Below are 24,547 nucleotides of genomic sequence, written 5' to 3' on the forward strand. Positions count from 1 at the left end.
CTCTATTGCGCCTGAGACGGCATCCGCAGTTTGAAGGTCGTGTCGGCTGAAGCGCTGGACTCGACGGTCAACTCTCCATCGTGGGCGCGCGCGATTTCGGCCGCGATGTAAAGACCGAGCCCCAATCCCTGCAGGCTGCTCTGCTTTCCGGGTCGCGAAAAGTGCTGGAACAGCGAAGCCCGAACCGCATCTGGGATCGGCGCGCCTCGGTTATTGACCGAGAGGAACAATTCGCCGCTTCTTTCAAAGCCCCGCACCTGGATCGGCTGGCTCCGGTCGCCATGCGTTACCGCATTACCCAACAGGTTCGACAGCAATTGCCCGGGCCGCTGCGGATCCGCGACGATCGGATTTGGCAGGTCGATATCGCTCTTGAGCGGAACGGTCGTTCGGCGCTGGTTGTCGAACCGTCTTCAATTTCACGATGGCCGCTCTGCTCGTCGGATCGCTCTATCCGATTCTCGGTTTTAGAATTCTGAAGGCAGAAAACCCATTCGCTAAGAAAGCGAAGCGGCAGGAGTTTCCTCCCGCCGCTTTGCCTCCCGACAAGTCGTGAGGCGAGCATCGTTAAGTTCTTGTGAAACCTCACATCGCTCAGCCCTCTTGCCAGGAACTCCGGTCCCTATTTTCAGGGAAGACTATTCCTGAACACCGCCCGACAGGGCGCTGCGCTCGTCCGATATCTTTTCTTCGGACAAACTCCGGAAGAAGTGGTGCCAAGCAAGGGCTGCATGGCCCTTGGAATGCGCGTGGTCCTTCGTCTGGGACTTCTTGCCCGCAGGCATTTTTTCGACAGCCATATTTCGGCCCTCCCTTTAATCCCCGAGAGATACTCGGGGAATTCCTGTGGATGACCGAAATATCCGGTCAGCGTCGCGGCTTCTTCCCGCGCGGAGCCTCTGCCGCGGCACTTTCGTCCGCATCCCGCTCCATGCGCGCCGCGCGCAAACTCGCGGTCAGCTCCGCTCTTTTCTCGGCGTCATCGTCACGGATGAGGCGCACTGCAGCATCCGTCTTGTCCTGAGCCGTCGTGGCTTTCTTGGGCAGATCACGGAAAAAGCCGTCCACATTGTAATTGCGGGGCATATGCCCTCCTTGGTTGCGAAATCCGGCCCACCGGGCCGGATATGGAACCTTTGCGTTCAGCCGAGCGCCAGATCGCAGGCGGACTCACGCCCGTCGCGTCCGGTTTCGATCTCGTAGGTGACGGCCTGTCCGTCATCGAGCTGCGAGAGGCCCGCGCGCTCGAGGGCCGAAATGTGGACGAAAATGTCACGCCCACCGGTCTTCGCTTCGATAAAGCCGAAGCCTTTGGTCTGGTTGAACCACTTCACGGTGCCATTGGCCATCGTGATGTCTCCTCAAATATTGCGGTCCGCGGAATGCGACAGCCCGGCTCAGTCAATTCAAAAAGGCAGACTGAAGCCAAGTAGGGAGACAGGTTGCAGAAGGGAATAACGTATCTCGATCTGTCTACGCCAGTTTGACCCATTAAGCAAAGGAAATGCGCGGCACTCCATCGCGCTACCCGGCCTCCCCCTGACGAAAGCCGATTAATATCGGGCACAATCAATCTGTTGTGCGAAAACGCGGGCGCGCACTGCAATTTCCTCGCAATCGCGGCGCCGATCGCTTATCTGTGAACTTGCATATCTTAATTCTCGGACCCTGTTCCTTCCGGCTCAGCGACGATCTTGAGCTTTGTCGGGCCGCGCGTTTTCGAAGGCGGCATAAGGAAAAGGAGCCTCACCCGGCCCATAGCGCCGTGACGCCGTTCGAGCAGACCAGCCTCTCAGCAACCATGCCTCGCGGGCTCTGGTCGATAGCACATATTCCACCCCTTGCGGGTTCGCCGCGAGCTTCGCACATCGAAAGTGCCGGATCGTGATCCGCGCGCGTTGACGCTGAAGCGTCACGATCCGAACGGAAAGACATCTGGCGCGCAATACCGCGCGTCGACCCAATTCACCGCATGGCGCAGGCCTCGCCCGCACCGTGCCTCCGTGATCGCGCGACCAGTCAGACTGGTCCCTTCACGCACTCGTGGAAAGATACGAAACATGATCGAAATTTACTGGGGCAAACCCATCTCTCTCGTCGTGTCGCCCGAAGGCGACGTCAAGAACTTCAGCACCATCGAACAGGTGCATTACTGGCTTCGCAAGAAGTGGCCCGTCGCCGACACCGCGCAAGACCATGCGATCGAATGCATCGAGGCCGCGATGGACTGCCTGGGTTCCGTGGGCGATGCCCGCAGCGCCTTCCTCGGTGCCGCAGGCACCGCCGGTTTCGTGCCATTTGAACCAGCGGCTCGTGCCCTTGCGGCCTGACCGGTTCGCCCCTGCGGCACCCCGTCCGTAACGGGGCCCGCCGCGCGAAGCGCCAAGGCTGCAGGCTATGTGATCGAAGCTTTTTTACGGCCCTTTCGCTTCACCGCAAGCTGATCCTGCCGATCGTGGAGAATGGGGCTGGCGCAAGGGCACGGGCGCCTGCTCCCTGGTGATACCGTCCGGGCCTCCGGCCGCCGAAGTAAGCGCGCAGGTCGAGGCGTTTCTCGATTTCGAGCAAGGCCGCCCGCCCTCCCCCCGAATGCGCATCTGGGTTGAGAGACGCATTTCTCATCTCATTTCTCGGTTGCACCTTGTATCGCCGCCCGCCCGCCCCATCTATAGGGAGCTTCGTTATTCCGACCGCACCCTGTCTCCTTCATCGGCCTCAGTTTGCTTTTCGATCTGACCGGCCGACCTGCCGCATCCTGCGGGCAGATTTCCAAACAAGGAGACGACACGATGGCCAATGGCACCGTGAAATGGTTCAACCCCGGCAAAGGCTTCGGCTTTATCCAACCCGAGAACGGTCGCAAGGACGTGTTCCTGCACATCAGCGCGCTCGAACGGGCGGGCCTTTCCCAGATTGACGACGGTCAGAAAGTGACCTTCGAGATCGAAACCGGCCGCGATGGTCGGGAATCCGCCAAGGATCTCGAACTCGCCTGATAAAACCGTTCGCGGACCGGTGTCTTCCGGTCCGCGAACGCGCCCATGGGGCGAGAGTCTTCTCTGCTCGAATACCTTTGCGCAGTCCAGGTTCGAAACATCTGTAGAACCACCCATCCGGCATTGCGGATCAGGATGTGCGGGCGGGTTCAAAATTCACCTGTCTACGCGGAGAACGATCATGGGCTATTCCCCTCAAAAGAAACAACTCGACCTCAAGGATTTCCTGAGCCAGCCCGCCAAGAAAGGCTTCCGGAAAGGCGTCGGTTTTCGTCGTGCGCCGACAAATCCGACCCCTGTCAAAACCGGCGCAAAACAGGCTGTGACGAAATAAACAGCCGCACCGAGTTAACTGATTTCCCCGCTCCCCGAGTGAACCTACCTGATGGCCGCTCCCCAAGAGACGGGGCTGATCAGTCGACGTTCAGCACGAGCCATTTTCCTGAATGCTTATTGAGACGTCTTGATGCTGGCTTTGGGTCAAGGCTCCCTCATGGGTGGCAGCCTCCTCGCTCGCCGCGTTTGCCGTGGGTTCGCAGCCGTTTGGCCCCACATCGCTCAGCTCACGGCATTTCCACATTGACGTGGATCACGGACCTAAGACCTCTTCTCGTGGCATCCAACGACAAGTGAACGCATTTTCGCACGCGCTCTGTCTTACGATGCATCGCTCGCCGAACAGGAAACCTGGATGCCCGATGATCCATACAAAGTCCTTGGCCTGACCAAGGCCGCCACAGCTGACGAAATCAAGAAGGCGTATCGCAAACTTGTGCGGACAAGCCATCCTGATTTGCACCCGGATGACGCAGGCGCCGAAGCGCGGTTCAAGGCGATATCGGCCGCTTACGACATCCTGAAAGATCCCGAAACCCGTGCGCGCTATGACGCCGGAGAAATCGATGGCCTCGGTGCAGAACGTCCGCAGCGCCAGTATTACCGTGATTTCTCGGGCTCATCCGACAACGGCTATCATCGACAGCGCGGGTTTGGACCGGATGTCGATCCGGCAGATATCTTCGCTGACATATTGCGCAATCGCGGACGGTCTGGCGCTGGCGACTTCGGCGACCGTGGTTTTTCCGCGCGCGGCGCCGACGCGCGCTATTCGCTCAACGTGCCGTTTCTGGATGCTGCGCGCGGAGCGGAAACCCACATCACGCTGCCCGATGGACAAAGCCTGACAGTCAAGATCCCACGGGGCACTGAAGACGGCCAGACACTTCGGTTGCGCGGCAAGGGGGCGCCTGGCTATGGCGGTGCTCCTGCGGGGGATGCGTTGATCACCGTTCTGGTGGGGGCGCATCCGGTTTTCGACCGAGACGGCGATGATATCCTGGTAATGCTCCCCATCACCATCGAAGAGGCCGTTCTCGGCGGCAAAGTCACCACACCGACCATTGACGGCCCCGTTGGGCTCACGATCCCAGCGGGCGCGAATTCGGGCCAGGTCTTACGTTTGCGTGGACGTGGCATCGCCAACGCGAAGCGCAAAACCAAGGGTGATCAGCGAGTTGAGCTGAAGATCGTGACACCGCCAAGCATTGACGAGGATCTGCGCAATTTCCTCACCGAGTGGCGCAAGACACATCGCTTCGATCCGCGTGTTGATTTGATGAAGAGGGCCAGCGCATGACGGACGGGTTTTCCGAAGAGGACGTGATCTCCAACGTCACCCGGCTCACAAGAAGTCAGCTTTTGAGCTTTATCGAAGGCGAACTCGTTCGGCCGGCAAAGGGCGACACCGGTTATATTTTCCGCCGCATCGACATCGCGCGGTTGGAGCTATTATGCGATCTTTCCCATGATCTTGACCTCGACGAAACGGCGTTGGCGATCGTGATGTCGCTCCTTGACCAGCTGCATGCCGCACGACAGGACCTCTTTGCCATTGCACGCGCGATAGACACCCTGCCCTCAGAATTGCAGACGCGCGTCATCGCGGCAATGAAGCAGCCCTAAGCCCAACTCGACTCTCCTCGTTTGGGAAACAGGCTCGTCTCAAAACGAGGACGTTTCGGGGGAGCATGTCAGGGGTTATTGAGTTATTGCTGCTTTCTTGACCCGCGAGCCTCCCCGGTGCGGCCATGTCAATCCGCACCGCAAAGGTTGAGGCTCTTTGCAGGAGTATGGCGGTTCGTTTCATTAGCTGCCTGAGGGCGGAAACGAGAGGGAGATTGAAAATGGAAGATGCAATTCAGCCCGGCCAAGGCGTTCTTGTGACTGGCGCAGAAAAAACGATCTTCCGGTTTGAAGGACGCGCACGGGATGGCTTCGTGAGTATTAGCGGATCAGGCGGCTTCACCTGCGACGTGCCAGAGGATTGTATTCAAGCGGTCAAAAAGCGCACCCGGAAAGAATTCGGAAATATCGACTTTCATCGCGACTGAACGCGCAAAGCACCCATCACCTGATTAACGCCTTGGCAGGTCGTCGAAACTTGCCTCCTCCGCCACGGACACGGCGGCGCGCCCGTTTTGAACGGAGACCTCAACAGAGAGATCATAGAGCGCGTTGCCAAATCCTGAGAAGCTGCCCGAAATCGGTGAGACCTGATGGATGCCTCGACCGACCGCGACCGGTATCAGGTTCTGCGACCCGACGCTGCGATTTGTCGGGTCGAATGCGATCCATCCGGCGCCGGGGACGAATATCTCGACCCATGCGTGGGTCGCCCCTGAGCCAGCCAATCCCACAAGGTTCATTTCGGGATTGAAGAGATACCCCGAGACGATGCGGGCTCCGAAACCGAGATGGCGGACGGCCTCGGCAAGCAGGACTGCGAAGTCGCGGCACGAACCCCAGCACCGGTCGAGTGTTTCGGCCGGCGATTGGGTGCCCTCATCCTCCCGGCTCTGGTAGGAAATCTGCGTGACCCCCCCGGTGCTGATGTCCTTCAGCAGAGACAATGTGTCAGTCGGGCGCCCCATGACGAACTTCTCGACCCAGCGAGAAAGGCGGCCTTGGATGTCTTGATATTGCGGCTTGGTCAGCGCCCCCAAGTCCGTCCAGTCGTCCGCAGCGTAGAGAAAAGGATATTGGGCTGCCGATGCAGCGATGGCGAAGACCGGCCAGGCCGACGCCGTCAATTCCACGGTCGCACGGCTTTCGATTGCCAGATGATCAGTCTGACCGTCGAACACGGCAGTGGCGATGGCGTTGCCCGCCACATCATGCGCCCATGTTATGTGCGCCGTCGGCGTAATGGAGAGCGCGTGCGAGAGCAGCCGCAATTCTCGCGTCTCGCGCGGGCGCAGCATCAACCTGTGCGGCCCGAGAGAGACGTCTCCCCGGTATCGGTAGGTCGTTGTGTGAAGAATGTCGAGGCAGGCCAAATGACGCTCCAATACGGTCAGATAAGAGTGGCAGCCACGCCCACAGCCATGTCGGCTAGCAATGGGGCAGCCAGACGCCTCGCTAAGCCGCTAATTTCTCGGTCGTGTTTCCGGACTCGTCGGCATCCCTTCGTTTTCGGCGGCCAGAATGGAGGCTTCGTAGCGCCGTCTTTCGGGAGCCGGCTGGGGCTCCAGTCTGGATAGATCAGGATCAGGCGATCGGAATACCGAGTAGAGATGGCGCAGATGCGCCTCCGAGACACCATCGGCTTCCATCACGAGGCGCACCATCGGATCCGAAAGCATCTCTTCCACGAAAAAGTCCGACAGGGCACGGCCCGTAAGCTTGTCTCTGGCACGCGCGTGATCGAGATCGGCCAGGGAAACGGTCAGCGTCCTTACCAATCCGGGATGTGTGGCTCTGGGATGAAGCTTCACCATGACGGAAGCTTTCCAGGTTTCGGGGTCCTTCCGATCCGGAGGCGAGACCAGCTCCGTCTCGATCTCATACTCTCCCGCCGGGAGTGTCTCGGCAAACCCCGGAATGTTGAACGGGCGGGAAAAAACCGCGACGGTCTTGCGTGTAAGTTCTTCCACTGGCCTAATCCTCTCACATCATGAGCGAATGACCCGCGCCCTTGCCAGGGCCGGGGCGCGGGTCTGCGCAGGTCTTAAGAAGTCTTGGATTTCGCCGGCGCTTCCTTGCTGGCGGCCTTAGGCTCGCTCTTCTCGGCAGAAGGCTTGGCAGTCTTCTCGGGCGCAGGCTTCAGCGCCGCTGCGGCCCGAGTATTCAGGTCCTTGAAGGACATGTCATCGATCCTTTTATCGACCGACGTCAATTCTTGGTCCATGTCGGACCGGGATGCTTGTCGCCGGTGTGATCTATATGGGGACCAAGGATCTGCTTTACGATGGTCAGGCGCCGAGGAATCTAAGATCTAGTTCAATCTCCGGTCCGGACCCCGAACTCCTGACGCGCCTCTCGATCCGATATCCGATTCATTCTCGCGGCCCAGTCAATGGCGAAAGACCACGGGTTTCGACTAGGCAAAGCTTGCCCTAGATATCCTCGCTCGAACGCCCCCCTTATGCGGAGCCTCACCTCCTGAGAAAAACCGGTTTCAGGAAGATCTAAAGGGCAGTCCTGTTCGCGTTGTTGCGCCGACTCCGGCTCTCGAAAGATCCCTAAATCCCGACCAAAGCCTGCGCACGGGATTTCCGCCTCCGACGATTGCGCGGATCAGCTCTGCCGTGGTCAGATACACCTCCCCTGCGAGAGATGCGGCCGCCGCGTGTTCACGACTTGTGGCCGCATCTTCGAGCACGCCGACGACCTCGGCCTCAGACAGCAAACCACGATCGTTCATCGCCTCGCAGATCGACAGCGCAGCGAAGGATGAGCTGATGGTATGAACTGCCTTCAGATCGCGCGATCAACGAGTATGAGCGTTTAGTTCGAAGTCGGTTCACCAACCGTCACGAAAAGAGGGGCTTTACCCAGAGGTCAACCAAGGGTCTTTCAGATACCGAAGCGAGGGTCGTCTTGGCGCTTGATGGTCATGCGCTATTGGAGGTCTTGCTGACCGGTGCCGATATCCCTATCCGGCCAGATCGTCGCGTCGAGCAAGTCGAAAAGGAACTGCAATGTCAGCGTCCCGAAACCGAGCGGCAGCAGCGCGTAGGGGATCACCATCGGCGTGCCGAAGCTCGACGAGACCCGCTCGCCGTAATCCCAAGCCTGAAAGGCCATCAGGAAGCCCCGCCATGTCATGATCCCCGCAAACGCCATTCCCGCCAGCGCGATGATCGCCTGCGAACCTCGTTTCATCAGGGGGCGCGCAGTCTCGACGAAGAAGGTGATCCGGATATGGCTATCCGTTCGCTGGACGTCCGCGGCCACCAGCACGGCGACATAGACGATCAGGAACGTGTTGATCTCGAGAGACCAGGAGGTCGGCGCCGCGAAGATGTATCGCATCATCGCATCGTAGCAGATCGTCAGAACCATGAAGACCAGAACCAGCTGGCCGAGGAACCGCGTGCCCCGCACGATACGGTTGAAAATCGTCCTCACGGCGCCCTCCCTTTAGCTCGCCCGACCGGTCGCAAGCGCGATGGCGCGCTCGCCAAGGTCCTTGCCGACCTCGTCGATCCAAGCCGCGCGCACCTCTTCGGCCGCCTTGGTCAGAGCCTGCAAATCTTCCTCCGAGGGCTCGATCACCTCGATCCCTGCCTCTTCGACCATCGGCCAGTATTCATCCTTGTAGATGACGTCATTGGCCTCCTTCGCGCCGTTCTCGTCGAACCAGTCTGCGGCGGCTTCGAACGCGGCCTTGGCGTCGGCATCCATCGCCTCCCAGCGCTTCGGCGTGACGAAGAGACCGATCCCAAAGCCGGTAATCGGCAGCTTGTAGACTTGGTGCAGCTGCTCTTGCAGCGAGCGGCCGATGATCGTCGAGATGTTGGCGACTGCTGCGTCGACTGTGCCGCGCTGCAGACCCAGATAGAGTTCCGAGGAAGGGATACGCACTGCCGCGCCACCGAAGTTCTCGATGACCTTCGTGCCCTCGAAACTGACGACGCGGACCTTCTTGCCCTTCACGTCGGCAATCGAGCGGACTGGGGCGTCCGAGCTCGACCAGATGTATTCCGGCTGCAGGATGTTGCCCATCATCGAGACCATGTAGAGGTCTTCCTTCGCCAGCTGCTCGTTGATCAGGTCGAACAGCGGACTGCCTTTCTTCAGACGGTCGGGATTCTCGTAAAGCTCTTCTACCACGCCAGGCAGACCGGTCACACCGAGGATCGGCACCGAACGTGTGATGTAGCTCGTGGTATGGAACATGAAGTCGATCGTGCCGGCGCGCAGGGCAGGCAGCTGCTCGTCGGCCTTCAGCAGCTTCGCGCTGTCGTAGTAATCGACCGTGACGGCATCGCTCTTGTTGAGCCGCTCGACGAAACCCGCCGAGCCGTAGGCCAGCGCCTTGTAGCTTGGCGGAAGGTAGCTCACGCCCGTCAGCGTAGTGCTCGCGAAGGCCGGACTGCCAGCCATCCCCAGAACCGCGCTCCCTCCCATGAGTGCGGCCCCGCTTTTCAGGAAATTGCGTCTTGTCTGCGTCATTTTAGGTTCTCCTCCCTTTGAATTTGCAGCAACGGTCCGGTCACAGCAGGCTTGGCAGCCAGAGGCTGATCCCGGGAAACAGCACGAAGATCATCAGCATCACGAATTGCACCGCGACGAAGGGCACGATGGAGCGGACGATTTCTTCGACACTGAGCATCGGGCAGACCCCGCGAAGCGCGTAGAGGTTCAGCCCGACCGGCGGCGTGACCACCGCGATCTCGAGGTTCATCACCAGAATGATCCCGAACCAGAGCGGGTCGTATCCCAAGGTCTGGATCAGCGGCAGCAGGATCGGCGTCGTCACCACGATCAGCGACACGGCATCGACCAGCATCCCCAACAGGATCAGCGCCAGCATCAGGATCACGAGGATTCCCCAGTTGGGCAGGCTGGTCGAGGTCAGGCTCTCCGCCACGATCTCGGGCACCCGCACGAGATTGAGGTAATCGCCGAAAATTTTCGCGCAGCCGATAATCAGAAGGATCGTGCAGGAAACCTTGACCGAGGAAGACAGGATCAGCGCGAAGCTGCGCCATGTCAGTGCGCGGAACACCAGAACCGCGATGAGAAACGCTCCCAACGCCCCGAAGGCCGCGGCCTCGGATGGGGTCGCGATGCCGGAATAGATCGAGCCCAGCACGATCGCGACCAGCAGCAAAGCGTGCCAGATACCGGCGAGCGAGCGAAACTTCTCTCCCATCGACGGGGCGGGACCTTCCTCGCGCGGGGCTTGCTCGGGCTTCAGTCGCACGCGGATATAGATGTAGAGCGACAGCGCCGCCGCCAACGCGATCCCGGGCAGGATACCCCCGATGAAGAGCGAGCCGACCGAGACGCCCGACACCGCGCCGTATATAATGAAGGGCACCGAGGGCGGGATCAGCATCGCAAGCGCACCCGACGAGGCGACCGAACCAGCCGCGAGACCGCGAGAATAGCCGCGCTCCAGCATCTGCGGCACTGCGATGGAGCCCACTGCCGCGACACCCGCGACGGAAACCCCGGACACCGCGCCGAAGATCGCAGACGCACCCACGGTCGCGATCGCCAGCCCGCCGCGTAGCCATTGCAGCCACAGCGCAGCCGCCTTGAACAGGTTCTTGCCCACAGGCGTCGCACCCAGCAAGTTGCCCATTAGGATGAACAACGGCAGCGCGATCAGTTCGAACGAATTGAGCTGGCCGAAAAACGAGGTCGGCGCGAAGAAGAAGGCGAGCGATCCACGCGCCATCCAAAGCCCGAGCAGCCCGCTTGCGCCCAATGCGAGAAAGATCGGCGCGCCGATGCCGATCAGGCCGATCAAGGCAATCACCACGATGACAGGTTCAATCATCCGGCGGGCCTATCCTGTGAAAATCCAAGACGCATATTCTCCTCCCTCTGGTCTCTCCCTGACCATCTGTCTTCGCGAGACTGTCGCAGCCCTCCCCGACCCCGACAAATCCCGCGCCACGCCCGCGGCCCCGCGCGGGCGGAGCGTCCGGGCCACGCTTCGGTCGCGGCCCCGCAATATGTCGCACCGCCCGACCCGGTCACAAGCGAAACGGTATGAAAAGCGCGAGGCCGGGCAGCAGGCACATCGTCACCGCGACGAGCAGCATGAGCAACACGAAGGGCGTCACCCCCTTGATCACCGTGCCGATCCCGGTTTTCGCGATCGCCTGTATGACGAAGAGATTGAGCCCGACCGGCGGCGTGATCAGCGCAATTTCGATCAGCAGGACGAAATAGACGCCGAACCAGACCGGATCGATCCCCAGCCCGATCACGGTCGGCAGGAACACCGGCACCATGATCAGCAGCATCGACATGCTCTCGAGGAACAGCCCGACAAAGAGCAGGATGATAGACACGATCAGCAGAAAGACCCAACGGTTGTCTCCGGCGATCTCGAACATATGCGCGACCTGCGCGGGGATCTGGTAGAGGGTGATCGCGCGACCGAAGATCTTCGCGCCGATGACGATAAGGAAGATCACCGAGGTCGTCATGACGGAATCCCGCACCGCGGCAAGGAAGCCCTTCCAGCTAAGCGAGCGTTGCAGCACCGTGATTAGCAGCGCGACCGAGGCGCCGATGCCCGAGGCTTCGGTGGGCGTGAAAGCGCCGGAGTAGATGCCTCCCAGCATGATCACCGCAAGGATCGCGGTCGGCATGGCCCGGCGGCTCGCCCGGAAGCGCTCGGGCCAGGTAGCTTTCGGCGTGGCGCTCGCGCGCGAACCGATGGTGGAGGCGAACACCGCGTAGATACCGAAGGCGACGATCAGGGCGAGGCCCGGACCGATCCCGGCGAGAAAAAGTTTGCCGATGCTTTCCTCGGCGATCACCCCGTAGACGATCAGCGGGATCGAGGGAGGGATCAGGATGCCCAGTGTGCCGCCCGCCGCAAGCAGCCCCAGCGTGAAGGATTTGCCGTAGCCGCGATTGGTCATCTCCGGGATCGCGACGGTGCCGACGGTCGCGGCGGTGGTCACCGAACTGCCCGAGATCGCCGCGAAGACACCGCAGGATAGAAGCGCCGCGATGCCGAGCCCTCCGGGCAGATGGCCCACCCAGCTTTGCAGCGCCACGAACAGATCGCGCCCTACCCCGCCGCGCAGCAGGATGTTGGACATCAGCAGGAACAGCGGCACCGCGAGCAGGACAAAGTCATTTACTCCGCCGAAAAGGTTCGCGGGGATCAGCGCAAGCGGCAGCCCCTTGAGCACGATCAGAAGCGTGCCGAAGGTGGCGAGGCCGAAAGCCACCGGCAGCCCTGTCAGCAGCAACGCGATCAGGCCGAGGATAATCATAACCGGGATCATGCGCCCTGCCCCTCGTCTTCGTGAAATTCCGGATCTTCAGCATGGCTGAACTCGGGCGGCGGCCGCATCCAGAGCCGGGCTGCATCCGCGAAGGCCTGCAGCGCGAGCAATGCGTAGCCCACGACGACGGGCGCCTCCACGATCCATTGCGGCATCTGCAGCATGCTCGCCGTTCGTCGCCCCATCTCGAAGCTTTCAATCAACTCGCCCCAGCAGAGCCAGACCGCCATGACGGAGAAGCCGCCAATTACGACCAGCGAGAACAGCTCCACCAGTCGAGCGACATTGGGGCTGCGATTTGCGATCAGCGCGGTGATCCGGATCATCCGCCGATGGCGCAGGCTTTGCGCCATCGCGATGAAGGTCAGCCACAGCATCAGTGTCGTCGCGACATCCGCCGTCCAGCGCGTCGGCGCGTGCAGAACATAGCGCGCGAGCGCCTCGTAGCTGACCATGCAGCAGATCGCGACGATGGTGATATCAGCCCCCCACGCTGCGATGGAGGAAACAGCGTCGACGGCCCGCAAGGCGCGCGGACCGCCCGGGGAACCGGAGCCCCCCGAAGGGGCCTCCGACCGCTGAGGAATATGCTCATCCATAATGGCGCGGAGCCGCGATCAGTAGAGCGCGCGAACTTCGTCAACCAACTTCTGGCCGACATCGCCCGCATCTTTGATATAGATATCGATCGCCGGGGCCGAAGCCTTGCGCCACTGCTCCATCTCATCGTCGGTCAGGTCGGTCACCGTCGCGTTGCCGCTTTCTTGCAGCCATTTCGCGGCATCCTCGTTCTCCTGCCGGGTATTGGCCCGCATCGACATCTCGGCATCATGCGCGGCCTGATCGACCCAGCCCTTCTCCTCGTCGCTCAGCGAAGCGTAGACATCGGGATTGATGACAACGATGAACTCGGCCAGCGCGTGGTTCGTCATTGTAACGTTGTTCATCACTTCATAGAGCTTGCGCGATTTTGTGGCGGTCGTGCCGCTCATGCCGATATCGACGGTGCCGCGCTGATAGGCCATGAACTGCTCGGAGCCGCCCATCACAACCGGTGTGCCACCCACAGCCTCGATGAAGTCACCCGAGGGCTTGCCCAGAGCGCGCACCAGTTTGCCCTTCATGTCGGCGGGGGTGCGGATCGGCTCGTCCTTCGAGAGGATCTGGACCGGGCCGTAATCCTGCCACCAGAGAACCTTCGTCCCGGTCTTGCCGATCAGCTCGTCGAAGGTCTTGCGCACCGGGCTGTCGGGCTCGGCCGCCTTGGCGAGCACATCATAGCTCGGGAACAGGAAGGGCTCGCTGAAGATGCCGGCGGCGGGGACGGTGCCGGAATACTCGTCCGCCAGCACGACGCCCATGTCGATCGCGCCGCTCGCCACTGCTTTCGGGACCTCGCTCCCTTTGAAGAGCTGCGCGCTATCATAGATCTCGACCTTGATATCGCCGTCCGAGAGTTTCTCGACCTCGTTCTTGAAAGTTACGAGGTTCGCGCCGATCGGATGATCGACCGACACCTGAACGGTCGCGCGCAGGGTCTTTTCGGCCATCGCCTGTCCAGTGGTGCCGATCAGCGCGCTGCCGACGAGCATCGCAGCAATTGCGTATGATTTCATGATAGTCCTCCCAATGAATGCCGACCTCCAGCCGGCCTTAATCTGGCGAAATGCCATCAATGCCCGACGCGCGCCGCTCCTCCTCGGCACGCGCCGAACGAAAAGCTCAGACGATCCCCGCCTCGCGCAGCTCCGCGATACGGTCGGAGCTCATGCCAAGCTCACCTCCCAGAATTTCCTCCGTGTGCTCGCCCAGTTCCGGCCCGACATGGCGGATCTCGCCGGGGGTGTCGGACAGGCGTGGCGCGACGTTTTGCATCTTGATCGAGCCGAAATCGCGATGCGGCAGCTCCACGATCGCCTCGCGCGCCTGAAAATGCGGATCGTCGATCATTTCGGCCGCGCTGTAGATCAGACCGCAGGGCACACCATGTTCGTGCAGCAACTCCTCCAGCGGCTTGAGATCGAGTGTCTTGGTCCATTCGTTGATCTTGCCGTCGAGCGCGCGCATGTTCTTGCCGCGCGCCGAGTGGGTCGCGTAGCGCTCGTCCTCGGCGAGCTCGGGCTGCCCCATCGCGGCCGCCAATCTGCGGAACACCGTGTCCTGGTTGGCCGCGATCAGCAGCAACTTGTCGTCGCGGGTCTCGAAGACGTTCGAAGGCGAGACATTCGGCAGGGTCGCGCCTGTCCGCTGACGCACGTAGCCCGCCACGTCGTATTCACTGACCGTGCTTTCCATCATTGCCAGCACCGCCTCGTAGATCGCGCTATCGACGATCTGGCCCTGCCCGGTGCGTTCGCGCGCATGCAGCGCCATCAGCGCGCCCATGCAGGCATAGACTGCCGCGAGTTCGTCACCGATTGAGATGCCCATGCGGCTCGGCGGGGTCGAGGGATCACCCACGACGTAGCGCAGACCGCCCATCGCCTCGCCAATCGCGCCATAACCAGCGCGCTTGGAATACGGCCCGCTCTGGCCGAAGCCGGTGACGCGCACCATGATGAGGCGCGGATTGATCTTCTTCAGATCCTCGTAGCCGAGATTCCAGCGTTCCATCGTGCCGGGGCGGAAATTCTCGATCAGAATGTCGGTCGAGCGGATCAGATCGCGCACGATCTCCTGCCCCTCTTCTGTGCGCAGGTTGAGCGTCAGCGATTTCTTGTTGCGCCCGACGACCGGCCACCAGAGCGATTTCCCATAGGGCTTTTCCTGCCCCCAGACCCGCAGCGGATCGCCGGAGCCGGGCTGCTCGCATTTGATGACCTCGGCGCCGAAATCGGCAAGCAACTGACCGCAGAAGGGGCCTGCCAGCAATTGTCCCATCTCGAGCACGCGAACATCATTAAGCGGCCCGCTGCGCGCGGTTTCTGCCTTCGTGGCCATAGGGTTTGTCATCCTCTTCCTCACGTCGGCCCACCAGAGCGGACTCGACTCTCCTCAAAAATAATGCATACATTTTTGAAGTTGCATGGCAACATTTTTTCTTCGGGAGGGCGAAATATTGAGAAATAACGTTGAAATAGTGGACGTTTCTCTGAGGGACGGTATCCAAAATGAGAAGCGGACCCTCTCCGTGGATACAAAATTGGAGCTTTTGAAGGGCATTATCGGCGCCGGCGCGCGCCGGGTGGAGATCACCAGCTTCGTTAATCCCAAGAAGGTGCCGCAGATGGCCGATGCCGAGGAAATCTGCGCACGACTTCCCCGAGACGGGATGCGCTATATAGGGCTGGTGCTAAATCATCGCGGCTTCCTGCGCGCGCAGGTCGCTGGCGTCGACGAGATCAACTACGCGATCGTTCTCAGCGACACGTTCAGCCAGCGCAATCAGGGCATGACGACCGAGGAGGGCATCGCGCAATGGCGCGACATCGCCGCTGGCGCGAAGGGACGGCAGAAGACCAACGTGACCTTCGCCGCGGGCTTCGGCTGTCCTTTCGAGGGCGAGGTTCCGGTATCGCGGCTCACTTGGGTGCTCGATAAGGTTATGGAGACCGCGCCCGACGAATTGACCTTAGCTGACACGATCGGCGTAGCCTCGCCCCGCGACGTCACAGAGCGCGTAGCGGCTGTGCGCGAGCGCTACCCCGACCTGCCGATCCGCCTGCATCTCCACAACACCCGCAATACCGGGCTGGCGAATGCATGGGCGGGCTTTGAGGCGGGCGTGCGCTCCTTCGATGCGGCGCTCGGCGGTGTCGGCGGCTGCCCTTTCGCACCGCGCGCGACCGGCAATGTCCCGAGTGAGGATCTTGTTTACATGTTCGAACGCTCCGGTATTACAACCGGATACGATCTGGACAAGGCGATCGAGACAGCGAAGGCCCTCGAAGAGGCCGTGGGGCACACGGTGCCGGGGATGCTCATGAAAGCAGGCGGCTTCCCGAAGCCTCAGACGGCCTGATCCGGCGAAGGAGGGGGGAATGGGACACAAGGAGGAAAGCGGCGAAAAAATCGGCGCCGCCGAGCAGGCCTATCTTGCCATTCGGAAACGAATATTTTCGGGCCATTACGCCGAGAACGAGCGTGTCACCGAGGCCGAAATCGCGCAGAGCCTGAAGATGTCTCGCACGCCGATCCGCGAGGCGGTAAAGCGGCTCTTGCTCGAAGGGTTGCTGACCCGCGAGGCAGGCCCCGGCCTGCGCGTCGTGGGCCTCGGCCCCGACGAGATCGAGCAGATCTTCCAGATCCGCCTGCTGCTGGAATCCTATGCCGCGAAACGCGCCGCAGGCTTTGCCGACGCAGCCGAATGCGCCGAGTTGCAGCGCCTGGCCAAGCGCATGGCCGACCATGTGCCGCCGCGCGGCGATGCGGATTTCCAGGAGATCACCGAGGCGAACCGGGAGTTCCACCAACTGATCCTCGCGACCTCGCGCTCGCCACGGCTGGAGGCGATGCTGTCTCTCGTAGTAAACCTCGCCCTCGTCGCGCGCACCTTCCACAGCTATGACGAGACGGCAATCCAGCGCTCCGCGGCGCATCATCAGGAAATCGCCGACGCGATCTGCTCGGGCGACCCGGATTGGGCGGAGACAGCGATGCGGACCCACCTGCACGCAGCCGCGACGACGGCGCGCAAGGAGTTCGGCGGCTAAGCGCGTGCCCCCTTGTCGCGCGCCTTTTCAACGCTCACTCTTCGGCCAAACCCGCCTTGCGAAACCCTTCCGCAAACCGCGCACGATAAGCCGCGTCCTGAATGGATGCGCTCTCGAGAAGGGCCGAGACGGTCGCCGAACGCCCAAGAGACTCGTATTCCATCGCCATCCACTCGGCATTTCATGCGCCGACCATCGGCCGACAGGAGGAGAACACGGATGAGGTAATTGCCGTTCCGCGGGGCGAAAAGGCTCGGAAGAACCCCGCCAAAACTTCGAAATTCATGAGCGCAAACACGCGGGAACACGACGATGCCCCTGATTGAATTGCAGAAATCACCTGTTACGGGCCGGCGCTTGTGGGAAGGAGCGCAGGTTCGGGTCTTCAATCGAGCTATGCGGCTGCGGCCTGAAGCCGCCTTCAGACCGCTGACCATCTCCGGCATCCCCAGGGCAAGGCGTCAAAAGATCCGGCGCGCTGTGGGAGCCGCAGAGGCCACCCCTGGAGCTCGATTAACGCCACATGACGCCAGGAAGGTAGATGATCGAGCACAAAAAGCGCCTGGACCGCGAGTGCTCGATAAACAGTCTAGAAGTTCGCGGTTCGCGATGTGGCAATATCGTTTATTGAGCACTCCCCATTTGAAAGCTGGTATTTGAGAGGATGCTCGGCAGACCAGAAAACGAGCAGGAACGCATCTGCGAGAACTGACGCCAGATGCTGAGGCGAAAAGCTAGCTATGAGACCGACCATTGCTGGCTTTCTTGAACGGCTGAATTGCGGGCCGGCGCGATCAGCGTCGGGTCCGGCTTGAAAAGCCAGCCCGCGGGACCCACCATAGGGAGACCCGTCCCCCTGCCCGAGCACACGGTCTGCACGCTTGACCGCCTGACCTAACGAAGACTTTTCATGCGCAGCATCCCAGACCGTATCCGCCAAGCCGTGAGTTTCGAAATCATCGGCATCCTCATCGTGACGCCGCTCTTCGCCTGGGTCTTCGATCACCCCATGGGAGATATGGGCGTGCTGGTCGTTCTCGGGGCGACCGCGGCCACCGCCTGGAATTACCTTTTCAACCTGGCTTTCGATCACATCCTGCTCTGGCGTCGCGGCGATGTCCGCAAGACGATACCGCTCCGGATCGTTCACGCGGTGCTTTTCGAGGCGACGCTGCTCGCGCTGCTTCTTCCGATATTCGCATGGTGGCTCGAGACCTCCCTGCTGACCATTCTCATGATGGAAGCGTCTTTTGCAGGCTTCTATCTCGGCTACGCCTTCGTCTTCACTTGGGGATACGATACGATCTTTCCGCCGCAAGGACGCGAACGGATCGCGTGACGATGGAAGACAAAGCCGCGGGAGGGACTGCAGCCTTCCCATGCGCTGCACCACAGATCGTATTCGCCGAGCCGTGTGTTTCGAAATCATCGGCATCCTCACTGTGACGCCGATCTTCGCGCGGATGTTCGGCCACCCAATGGGAAATATGGGCCGGGGTGCCAGACGCTATCCCGGTCGAGGCTTGCTACCTCGGCTGGCAACAGTCACTGGAGAACCTTGCCCGGCTCGTCGAACCGGAGATCAAGCAGTCGACCAAGTTGGAAAGCTTGACCGTCGCAAACATAGGCACTCCGCGACCGAGTCCCGTTGATCGCGAAGGCTTAGGCGTTCTCGATGGTCTAGTGTCCCGAATATTCTATGCCGGTCGAGAGCCGGAACCAGCTCGCGCCCTCGACCCGAGCCGCTTCGATCAGTTCGCCGGGACGTAGCCGGGCTTGACCGGACGCTTCTCGGCTTGCGTCTCGGACAGGCCGTAGAACACCGCGGGGGGCCGCCAGACTTGTAATTCTTCATGAACCTGCCGCTACCAATCTCGTAGGCTGGAAGGGGTTTCGGATCAGGCAGCTGCCTGAACCCCGACCGTCCCGGCCGAGTTGATCGTTTCCGCGTTCTGGCGACGTCGGCTCTCCACGAGCCCCCACCGCAGCAAAACGAGGGCCGCGGCCTCGTCTCGCCCGAGACGACAGCCGCAGTCGCAATCATGGTGGCGCTCCGCGAGCGTCTTCTTCCGCACCGCGCCGCAGTCCGGGCAGCGCTGTGACGGCTTCAGCTCTCGCGTCTTCGCCTCGAGGAACTCCGCACCAGCTTCTTCCGCTTTGTATCGGAGCATGTTCAAAAACCCGGCCGGGGCCGTGTCCAGGATCGATCGGTTCAGGCCCGCCTTCTGGGCCACATTCCGGCCCGGCGCCTCCGCGGTGCCCCGGGCCGAGCCGGTCATGTTGCGCACCGTCAGCGCCTCGGTCGCGATCAGACGGTGCCGCCCGACGATCCGCGCGCTCGTCTTGTGCAGGAAGTCCTTCCGTCGCGCAGCGATCTTCGCATGACGACGCGCCAGAGCGCGGCGATGCTTCCGCAGCGCCCGTTGGGAGATCTTTCGCGCCCGGGCCGCGGCCGAGAGCCGGCGCTGCTCAGCCTTGAGGTCCTCGGCCTCGAGACCCCAGTGGCGCGGGTTCGGCAGTTCCTCGAAGGCGCCGTCTTCATGTGCGAGCGTGGCAAAAGTCGAGACGCCCCAGTCGAGCCCCACCGCCTGCCCCTCGGCCGGCGCGCGCTCGGCGCAGCCGGTCTCGACGACGACGTTGAGCCTCCAGCCGCGGATTGTCCGGGTCACATCGGCCTTGAGCACGCGGCCCGGCGTGCGCGCGATGCCCCGCATCCGCATCCGCCCGATGCCAAACAGCGTGGCATGGCCATGCCGGCCCCCGTCGCGCATCTCGACCCTGAAGCCGTTGCCGTGCTCCTTGTAGCCCCAGCCACGGAAGCGCTCGGCGCTCTTGAAGCGCGGGAAGCCCGGCGTTTCCCCCGCGCGCAAGCGGCGAAAGAAAGCCTGGAAGGCGAGATCCAGACGCTTCAGAACGACCTGGGCCTCATGCGTGTGGACGAGCCCGCACCAGCCCTCGAGACCGAGGCGGATCTCCTTCAACGCCTTTTCCTGGTCGGAGCGCGAGACCCGGGTTTGGCTATGCCGCCAGGCACCGATCCGCTCCTCGAGCGCGGCGTTCCACAGGTCTTTCAGCATCAGGTGCTTGCGCGCCAGCGCCGCCGCCTGGGCGGGCGAGGGGTAAAGCTTGAAGGAGAGGGATCGAGTTGCGGTCATGGTCCTTTTATTATATTGGTTCCGACATGTCGGATCAATCCTATAGTCGCACAAACAATTGCGTTTTTAGTCTCCACTACCATATGGTTCTAGTGACGCAGCAGCGCCGCGCAGTGCTGACATCCGAAATGCTGCGGGCGGCCGAGGTCGCGATCCGGGAGCGCTGCGATGTTCGCGGCGGCGCGCTGGAGGAGTTCGGCGCGGAAGCCGATCACATCCATATCCTGTTCTCGCTGCCGCCCGCCGAGGCGGTCGCCGATTTTGCGAATGCGGTGAAGACCACCACCTCGCGGCGTCTCCGGAGGGACTTCCCGAGCCTGAAACGCCTTGGCGGCGCTCTCTGGTCTCCGAGCTACTTCGTGAGCAGCTGTGGCAGCGCCCCGCTGGAAACGATCAAGGAATATGTCCGCTCGCAGGAGCGACCTGACTGACCTCACCAGCCCTGCGGGCTCCCCCACCAATCCAACCGGGCGCTAGCGCCTGTTAAGACCCCTCGAAATAAGCGGGAGTGCCCCGGGCTTCCACGGATTCCGCGATCCGACGCAGGCCATGGATGTAGGCGGCATCGCGCATCGAAAGTTCCATCTCGTTGTGCAACGTCCAGATCGATTGCGTCTCGGTTTCCATCGTCGTTTTAAGGTGATCCCGGACGCGCGAACTGTCCCAATAAAAACCCGATCTGTTCTGAACCCATTCCAAATGCGAAACCGTAACGCCGCCGGAATTTGCGAGGATATCGGGCACGACGATATGCCCCGCTTCCGTCAGCTTCTTGTCGGCCTCGGGAGACACCGGTCCGTTCGCCATTTCCAGAATGATGCGGGCTTTGATCCTGTCGCAATTCTCAAGCGTGATCTGCCGTTCCAATGCGGCAGGCACCAGCACCTCGCAATCAAGCTCCAGGAGTTCGGCGTTTGAGATCTCTTTGGTCTTGCCTTGACCCTTTGCACCTTTCACGCCCCCTGTCTGATGCTTGTGTTGCATGACAGCGAGCGGGTCCAAACCGCCCGGGTCATAAATACCGCCTCCGGAATCCGAAATGGCGACGATTTTATACCCGTCTGCATGCAGCAGCTTGGCGCAGTGGAAGCCGACATTCCCAAACCCCTGGATCGCCACCGTGGCCGTATTCGGGTCGAGAGCGAGTGCGGATTCCAGATAGCGCAGCGCATAATATCCGCCGCGTGCCGTCGCATCGACCCGCCCGTTCGTGCCCCCGAAGGCGAGAGGTTTGCCGGTAATCGCGCTTGGGGAGGCTTGCCCTGAAATCCAGCTGTATTGGTCCGCCATCCACGCGATGACGATCCCGTTCGTATACATGTCCGGCGCCAGAATATCACGATCGGGGCCGATGAACGGAGCGAAGGCTTCGACATAGGCGCGGCTCAAATGCTCCAACTCGTTGGCCGAGAGCGTCTTCGTGTCCACACAGACCCCGCCCTTACCGCCGCCGAACGGTAGGTTGGCGACGGCGCATTTGAATGTCATCCAGAAGGAAAGGGTCTCGATTTCGTCGAGCGAGACGTTTGGATGGAAACGAACGCCACCCTTGGTCGGCCCCCGTCGATCGTTATAGCGACACCGCCATGACTGGAACGCCCTGCGGCTCCCGTCATCCATCCGGATCAGAAGCGTTGCGGCCAAAGTCTCGCGGGGCCATTTCAGCTCTTCGTAGACGTCGGGATGGATGTTGAGCCGCTCGCAGGCTGCGCGGAGCGTTTCGCGAGACTTCGCAAGCATGCCAGTCATCAGGGGCTTATCGTCCTCGACGTCTTTTTTCTTGGTCGGCATTAATCCGGCACTCCCCAGCGAGGCTTCTCAAAGCGGTTTCTTCAGAACATGCTTTTACACTCGGCCGAGATGGCGGCAGCGTCATTGATTTGTCTCAACCTATGCGAGCCGGCACTCCTGAGTTTGATCGCGGACGTTCCTGCGGATCGGCTCTATGAGCAATATGGCTTTGTAACGACGGCGCCCCGGTCTATTGCGATGGCTCGAAGGACACGCTGAAACTCAAGACAGGAACATATTACGGTGCGATGCAGGAAAGGTGGCCTTCTCCGAGCGCCGAAACTCTAGAATGAGGTCGTGACAGAGATGGCTCGTGCGCAGCCAAGGTGCGCAGCTTGGCCGCGACTGTTCAGGCCGCTTGCGCCTTCCCGCTGGCCCTCGCCGCCTAACATCAGCCCATCCCGGCCGATCATTACCACGATCCTGTGAAGGCCGCATCGCCCAACCCCCAACCTCTCCAGCGCGCTCGATAATAAGTTGCTACGAATTCTCCCAATGCCGGCGTGACAGAAAATACGCGTTGTTCTGACGAGCCGCTTGAATCGCGCCTTCCAACCGGATTTGCGAAACTGGAACTTTGAGGGTCACATCGCAGGCTTGCATACGTTCGCTGGTAAGGTCATCCGCGCGCATTTCGCTGGAGACCAATATCAAGGGGAGCGAGGGGCAAGCGCGCCTTACGCGCATGCAAAAATCAATCGTGTCTTCAATGTCTCCCAAATGATCGCCGTCGACCATCAGGACGTCGATCTCGTCGGTATGAAGCGCCAGCCAAATTTCGGGCAACACCCCTTCCGGCCATATGAGTAATCTCGCGTCCTCGCGGTCACAAATTTCAGCGAGTTCCGCGCCGATCAGACCGCCTGCGCCACAGTAAATAATGCAGCGCTTCGGAAGGAGGAGGGGGGCGGCGAAATGTAACTGCTCGCCGGTCGAAACGCGATCCATTTGATCCCGGACGAATGCGCTTGGAGATTGCGCTTTCGCAGTTGCACCTCTGCCAAATTTCCGAGCCATATCAAATCCAAAGAATCTTCAGAAATTTTCGGAAGCATCCACGTGCTTCGAGCTCAACATTTAAGACAACTTTAAGGCGAAATTTGGCCATTGAGACATCTTTGCGTCATCTTTATGCGGACCCATCGACAGCTTTCGCCAGATCGGCCATTGCATGGGGCCTAGGAGCGAATGGGAACGGCCTGATGCGTCGGACACGTTGGTGATGGTTGAGATTATCGGTCTTTGTATCGCGGCTCTCGCGACGGCGGGCGTGATCCTGCGCCCCTTTGGCTGGGCTGACTGGATCTTTGCCGTGAGCGGCGCCGCAGCGGTGGTTCTTCTGGGGGCACTGCCACTCTCCGATGCCTTGCATGCCATCGGCGAAGGCCGAGAGGTCTATTTCTTCCTGCTCGGCATGATGCTTCTCGCCGAAGTCGCCGGTCGTGAGGGCCTTTTCGACCATCTTGCCGCCCGCGCGGTGCAGGCAGCTGCTGGGTCCGCACGGCGCCTGTTTTTCATCCTCTACCTGGTCGGCGCGGGCGTGACGGTTTTCCTGTCGAACGACACCACGGTCGTTGTGCTGACGCCTGCCGTTCTCGCGGTGACACGCCATGCGCGCGTTCCGCCCCTGCCCTATCTCTTCACCTGCGCCATCGTGGCAAATGCGGCGAGCTTCGTCCTGCCGATCTCGAACCCGGCAAATCTCGTAATCTTCCATGGTGCCATGCCGCCACTTGGCGATTGGCTCGCACGGCTCGCCCTCCCCGCTCTTGCCGCGATCGTGGTCAGCTACCTCTCCTTGCGCTGGGCGATGCGCCATGATCTGGGCACAGAGCCCACGACAACCGACGTCCCCGCGCTTTCGCGGGGCGGCTGGATCGCGGCGACAGGGCTGAGCCTTTCGACGGTGGCACTGGTCACCGTCTCATCCTTGGGCGGCGGCCTTGGTCTTGCGACACTCAGCGCCGGGGTCGCCGTGGCGCTGGCGGTCGCGCTGAGCACCCGGCGGTCTCCCTTGCCCCTGTTGCGGCACCTGACTTGGGGCGTGCTGCCACTCGTCGCCGGGCTTTTCGTGCTGGTCGCCATGCTGGACCGCGTTGGGGTCCTGTCGACCCTGGGCAAATGGCTCGGACAGATGTCAGCAACCTCACCGCGGGCGACCGCGGGGCTGAGCGGGACCGCAGTCGGCATCGCGAGCAACCTCGCCAACAACTTACCTGTCGGACTGGCTGCCGCTGCGGCTGCGGCAGCAGGAGAACTCGGAGATCTCATGCGCGACTGCCTGATGATTGGTGTGGATCTCGGACCGAACCTTTCGGTGACCGGGTCGCTTGCAACACTCCTATGGCTCGCGACTCTGCGCCGGTCCGGGCTTCACGTCTCCGCTGCCCAGTTTTTGGGCGTCGGGCTGAAGGTCATGCCACCGGCGCTGATCCTCGCGCTTCTTATCCGCCTGTGCCTGCCGGGATAAAGCGCCGCCTGCAGATAATTCTTCGCGCCCATTTCGCAGAGGTTCGGCCCGGCCCCGTCATGCACAGGCGATCCTGACCGCCCCTAGTTGCTCGACCAACGACATGGGCGTGCCTTCAGGGGGGCTCGGATCGCGACATTGCGTGTTGTCGGTCGCTCACCCCATGCCGTCTGCAAGGCATTGAAAATTCCGGAATCGAGGAATGTCTGGATACTGTGAA

The 24,547-nt window shown here is 61.3% G+C and carries 29 protein-coding genes; 12 read left to right on the top strand and 17 right to left on the bottom strand.

The genetic code is table 11. The features are described 5' to 3' along the window. Window positions 1–2: 2 nt before the first annotated feature. The 4 genes from B6V75_RS07970 to B6V75_RS07980 all read right to left on the bottom strand — a co-directional run bounded on the left by B6V75_RS07970 (window position 3) and on the right by B6V75_RS07980 (window position 1,349). Window positions 3–365, bottom strand: coding sequence for an ATP-binding protein (locus B6V75_RS07970; RefSeq protein WP_088719262.1), 363 nt, complete (start codon window positions 363–365; stop codon window positions 3–5). Between the two features lie 273 nt (window positions 366–638). Then, on the bottom strand, window positions 639–800 hold the full coding sequence (locus B6V75_RS18635) for a hypothetical protein (protein WP_157771557.1): 162 nt from the start codon (window positions 798–800) through the stop codon (window positions 639–641). 67 nt (window positions 801–867) lie between these two features. After that, the gene (locus tag B6V75_RS07975) at window positions 868–1,086 is read right to left on the bottom strand and encodes a hypothetical protein (RefSeq protein ID WP_088719263.1); all 219 of its coding nucleotides are present in this window, start codon (window positions 1,084–1,086) and stop codon (window positions 868–870) included. A 56-nt stretch (window positions 1,087–1,142) separates the two neighbouring features. Further along, window positions 1,143–1,349 carry a cold-shock protein gene (locus tag B6V75_RS07980; protein WP_075777127.1) on the bottom strand — a complete coding sequence of 69 codons (207 nt, stop codon included), beginning with the start codon at window positions 1,347–1,349 and terminating at the stop codon, window positions 1,143–1,145. Between the two features lie 711 nt (window positions 1,350–2,060). On the opposite strand from B6V75_RS07980, the gene B6V75_RS07985 reads away from it, so the two are divergent. The 6 genes from B6V75_RS07985 (at window position 2,061) to B6V75_RS08005 (ending at window position 5,386) form a co-directional block, all read left to right on the top strand. After that, window positions 2,061–2,330: a DUF982 domain-containing protein gene (locus B6V75_RS07985; protein ID WP_088719264.1), complete on the top strand. Its 270-nt coding sequence runs from the start codon at window positions 2,061–2,063 to the stop codon at window positions 2,328–2,330. A gap of 459 nt (window positions 2,331–2,789) precedes the next feature. Beyond that, a complete protein-coding gene (locus tag B6V75_RS07990; protein ID WP_075777126.1) occupies window positions 2,790–2,996 on the top strand; it encodes a cold-shock protein in 207 nt (68 codons plus the stop codon). 181 nt (window positions 2,997–3,177) lie between these two features. Beyond that, window positions 3,178–3,330, top strand: a complete 153-nt coding sequence (locus tag B6V75_RS18640; protein ID WP_168174414.1) for a hypothetical protein — start codon at window positions 3,178–3,180, stop codon at window positions 3,328–3,330. Between the two features lie 357 nt (window positions 3,331–3,687). Beyond that, the gene (locus B6V75_RS07995) at window positions 3,688–4,632 is read left to right on the top strand and encodes a J domain-containing protein (protein ID WP_088719265.1); all 945 of its coding nucleotides are present in this window, start codon (window positions 3,688–3,690) and stop codon (window positions 4,630–4,632) included. Continuing rightward, window positions 4,629–4,958, top strand: coding sequence for a chaperone modulator CbpM (locus B6V75_RS08000; RefSeq protein ID WP_088719266.1), 330 nt, complete (start codon window positions 4,629–4,631; stop codon window positions 4,956–4,958). The genes B6V75_RS07995 and B6V75_RS08000 overlap by 4 nt, the downstream gene beginning before the upstream one ends. A gap of 221 nt (window positions 4,959–5,179) precedes the next feature. Next, on the top strand, window positions 5,180–5,386 hold the full coding sequence (locus tag B6V75_RS08005) for a hypothetical protein (protein ID WP_088719267.1): 207 nt from the start codon (window positions 5,180–5,182) through the stop codon (window positions 5,384–5,386). 24 nt (window positions 5,387–5,410) lie between these two features. Here B6V75_RS08005 and B6V75_RS08010 read toward each other — a convergent pair whose 3' ends face one another. The 10 genes from B6V75_RS08010 to B6V75_RS08060 form a co-directional block, all read right to left on the bottom strand. Further along, window positions 5,411–6,331 (bottom strand): transglutaminase family protein, encoded by a 921-nt coding sequence (locus B6V75_RS08010; RefSeq protein WP_088719268.1) that lies wholly within the window; start codon window positions 6,329–6,331, stop codon window positions 5,411–5,413. Window positions 6,332–6,421: 90 nt separating this feature from the next. Beyond that, complete coding sequence (locus B6V75_RS08015; RefSeq protein WP_088719269.1) at window positions 6,422–6,928, bottom strand: hypothetical protein; 507 nt, start codon at window positions 6,926–6,928, stop codon at window positions 6,422–6,424. Window positions 6,929–7,002: 74 nt separating this feature from the next. Further along, window positions 7,003–7,140: a hypothetical protein gene (locus B6V75_RS18645; RefSeq protein ID WP_168174454.1), complete on the bottom strand. Its 138-nt coding sequence runs from the start codon at window positions 7,138–7,140 to the stop codon at window positions 7,003–7,005. A gap of 755 nt (window positions 7,141–7,895) precedes the next feature. Continuing rightward, window positions 7,896–8,405 (bottom strand): TRAP transporter small permease, encoded by a 510-nt coding sequence (locus B6V75_RS08030; protein WP_206198472.1) that lies wholly within the window; start codon window positions 8,403–8,405, stop codon window positions 7,896–7,898. A gap of 12 nt (window positions 8,406–8,417) precedes the next feature. Further along, entirely contained in the window at window positions 8,418–9,452 is a 1,035-nt protein-coding gene (gene dctP / locus B6V75_RS08035; protein ID WP_088719271.1) for a TRAP transporter substrate-binding protein DctP, read from the bottom strand. A gap of 40 nt (window positions 9,453–9,492) precedes the next feature. Then, on the bottom strand, window positions 9,493–10,788 hold the full coding sequence (locus B6V75_RS08040; protein WP_088719272.1) for a TRAP transporter large permease subunit: 1,296 nt from the start codon (window positions 10,786–10,788) through the stop codon (window positions 9,493–9,495). 199 nt (window positions 10,789–10,987) lie between these two features. Beyond that, window positions 10,988–12,259, bottom strand: coding sequence for a TRAP transporter large permease (locus tag B6V75_RS08045; protein ID WP_206198473.1), 1,272 nt, complete (start codon window positions 12,257–12,259; stop codon window positions 10,988–10,990). Beyond that, the gene (locus B6V75_RS08050; protein WP_240496929.1) at window positions 12,256–12,786 is read right to left on the bottom strand and encodes a TRAP transporter small permease; all 531 of its coding nucleotides are present in this window, start codon (window positions 12,784–12,786) and stop codon (window positions 12,256–12,258) included. Before B6V75_RS08050 ends, B6V75_RS08045 begins: the two co-directional genes overlap by 4 nt. A gap of 90 nt (window positions 12,787–12,876) precedes the next feature. Beyond that, the gene (dctP, locus tag B6V75_RS08055) at window positions 12,877–13,875 is read right to left on the bottom strand and encodes a TRAP transporter substrate-binding protein DctP (protein WP_088719274.1); all 999 of its coding nucleotides are present in this window, start codon (window positions 13,873–13,875) and stop codon (window positions 12,877–12,879) included. A gap of 106 nt (window positions 13,876–13,981) precedes the next feature. After that, window positions 13,982–15,199, bottom strand: a complete 1,218-nt coding sequence (locus tag B6V75_RS08060; protein ID WP_206198474.1) for a CoA transferase — start codon at window positions 15,197–15,199, stop codon at window positions 13,982–13,984. 85 nt (window positions 15,200–15,284) lie between these two features. Between B6V75_RS08060 and B6V75_RS08065 the strand changes: the two genes are divergently transcribed. From B6V75_RS08065 to B6V75_RS18850, 4 genes are all read left to right on the top strand, one after another. Next, the gene (locus B6V75_RS08065; RefSeq protein WP_088719276.1) at window positions 15,285–16,220 is read left to right on the top strand and encodes a hydroxymethylglutaryl-CoA lyase; all 936 of its coding nucleotides are present in this window, start codon (window positions 15,285–15,287) and stop codon (window positions 16,218–16,220) included. A gap of 19 nt (window positions 16,221–16,239) precedes the next feature. Beyond that, entirely contained in the window at window positions 16,240–16,911 is a 672-nt protein-coding gene (locus B6V75_RS08070; RefSeq protein ID WP_088719277.1) for a GntR family transcriptional regulator, read from the top strand. Between the two features lie 910 nt (window positions 16,912–17,821). Then, window positions 17,822–18,250: a PACE efflux transporter gene (locus tag B6V75_RS08075; RefSeq protein WP_088719278.1), complete on the top strand. Its 429-nt coding sequence runs from the start codon at window positions 17,822–17,824 to the stop codon at window positions 18,248–18,250. A gap of 40 nt (window positions 18,251–18,290) precedes the next feature. Beyond that, complete coding sequence (locus B6V75_RS18850; RefSeq protein WP_146735113.1) at window positions 18,291–18,563, top strand: chlorhexidine efflux transporter; 273 nt, start codon at window positions 18,291–18,293, stop codon at window positions 18,561–18,563. 246 nt (window positions 18,564–18,809) lie between these two features. Here B6V75_RS18850 and B6V75_RS08085 read toward each other — a convergent pair whose 3' ends face one another. Further along, window positions 18,810–20,066, bottom strand: coding sequence for an RNA-guided endonuclease TnpB family protein (locus tag B6V75_RS08085; protein WP_088719280.1), 1,257 nt, complete (start codon window positions 20,064–20,066; stop codon window positions 18,810–18,812). A gap of 26 nt (window positions 20,067–20,092) precedes the next feature. Here B6V75_RS08085 and tnpA point away from each other — a divergent pair, with 26 nt between their 5' ends. Beyond that, window positions 20,093–20,497, top strand: coding sequence for an IS200/IS605 family transposase (tnpA, locus tag B6V75_RS08090; protein ID WP_088719281.1), 405 nt, complete (start codon window positions 20,093–20,095; stop codon window positions 20,495–20,497). Window positions 20,498–20,549: 52 nt separating this feature from the next. Here tnpA and B6V75_RS08095 read toward each other — a convergent pair whose 3' ends face one another. Then, window positions 20,550–21,857 (bottom strand): Glu/Leu/Phe/Val dehydrogenase, encoded by a 1,308-nt coding sequence (locus B6V75_RS08095; protein ID WP_240496931.1) that lies wholly within the window; start codon window positions 21,855–21,857, stop codon window positions 20,550–20,552. A 480-nt stretch (window positions 21,858–22,337) separates the two neighbouring features. Further along, entirely contained in the window at window positions 22,338–22,805 is a 468-nt protein-coding gene (locus B6V75_RS08100; protein WP_088719282.1) for a hypothetical protein, read from the bottom strand. Window positions 22,806–23,079: 274 nt separating this feature from the next. Here B6V75_RS08100 and B6V75_RS08105 point away from each other — a divergent pair, with 274 nt between their 5' ends. After that, window positions 23,080–24,327: an SLC13 family permease gene (locus B6V75_RS08105; RefSeq protein WP_088719283.1), complete on the top strand. Its 1,248-nt coding sequence runs from the start codon at window positions 23,080–23,082 to the stop codon at window positions 24,325–24,327. The last annotated feature ends 220 nt before the right edge of the window (window positions 24,328–24,547 follow it).

It is taken from the genome of Thioclava sp. F1Mire-8 (assembly GCF_002213165.1).
GTDB classification, from domain to species: Bacteria; Pseudomonadota; Alphaproteobacteria; order Rhodobacterales; family Rhodobacteraceae; genus Thioclava; species Thioclava nitratireducens.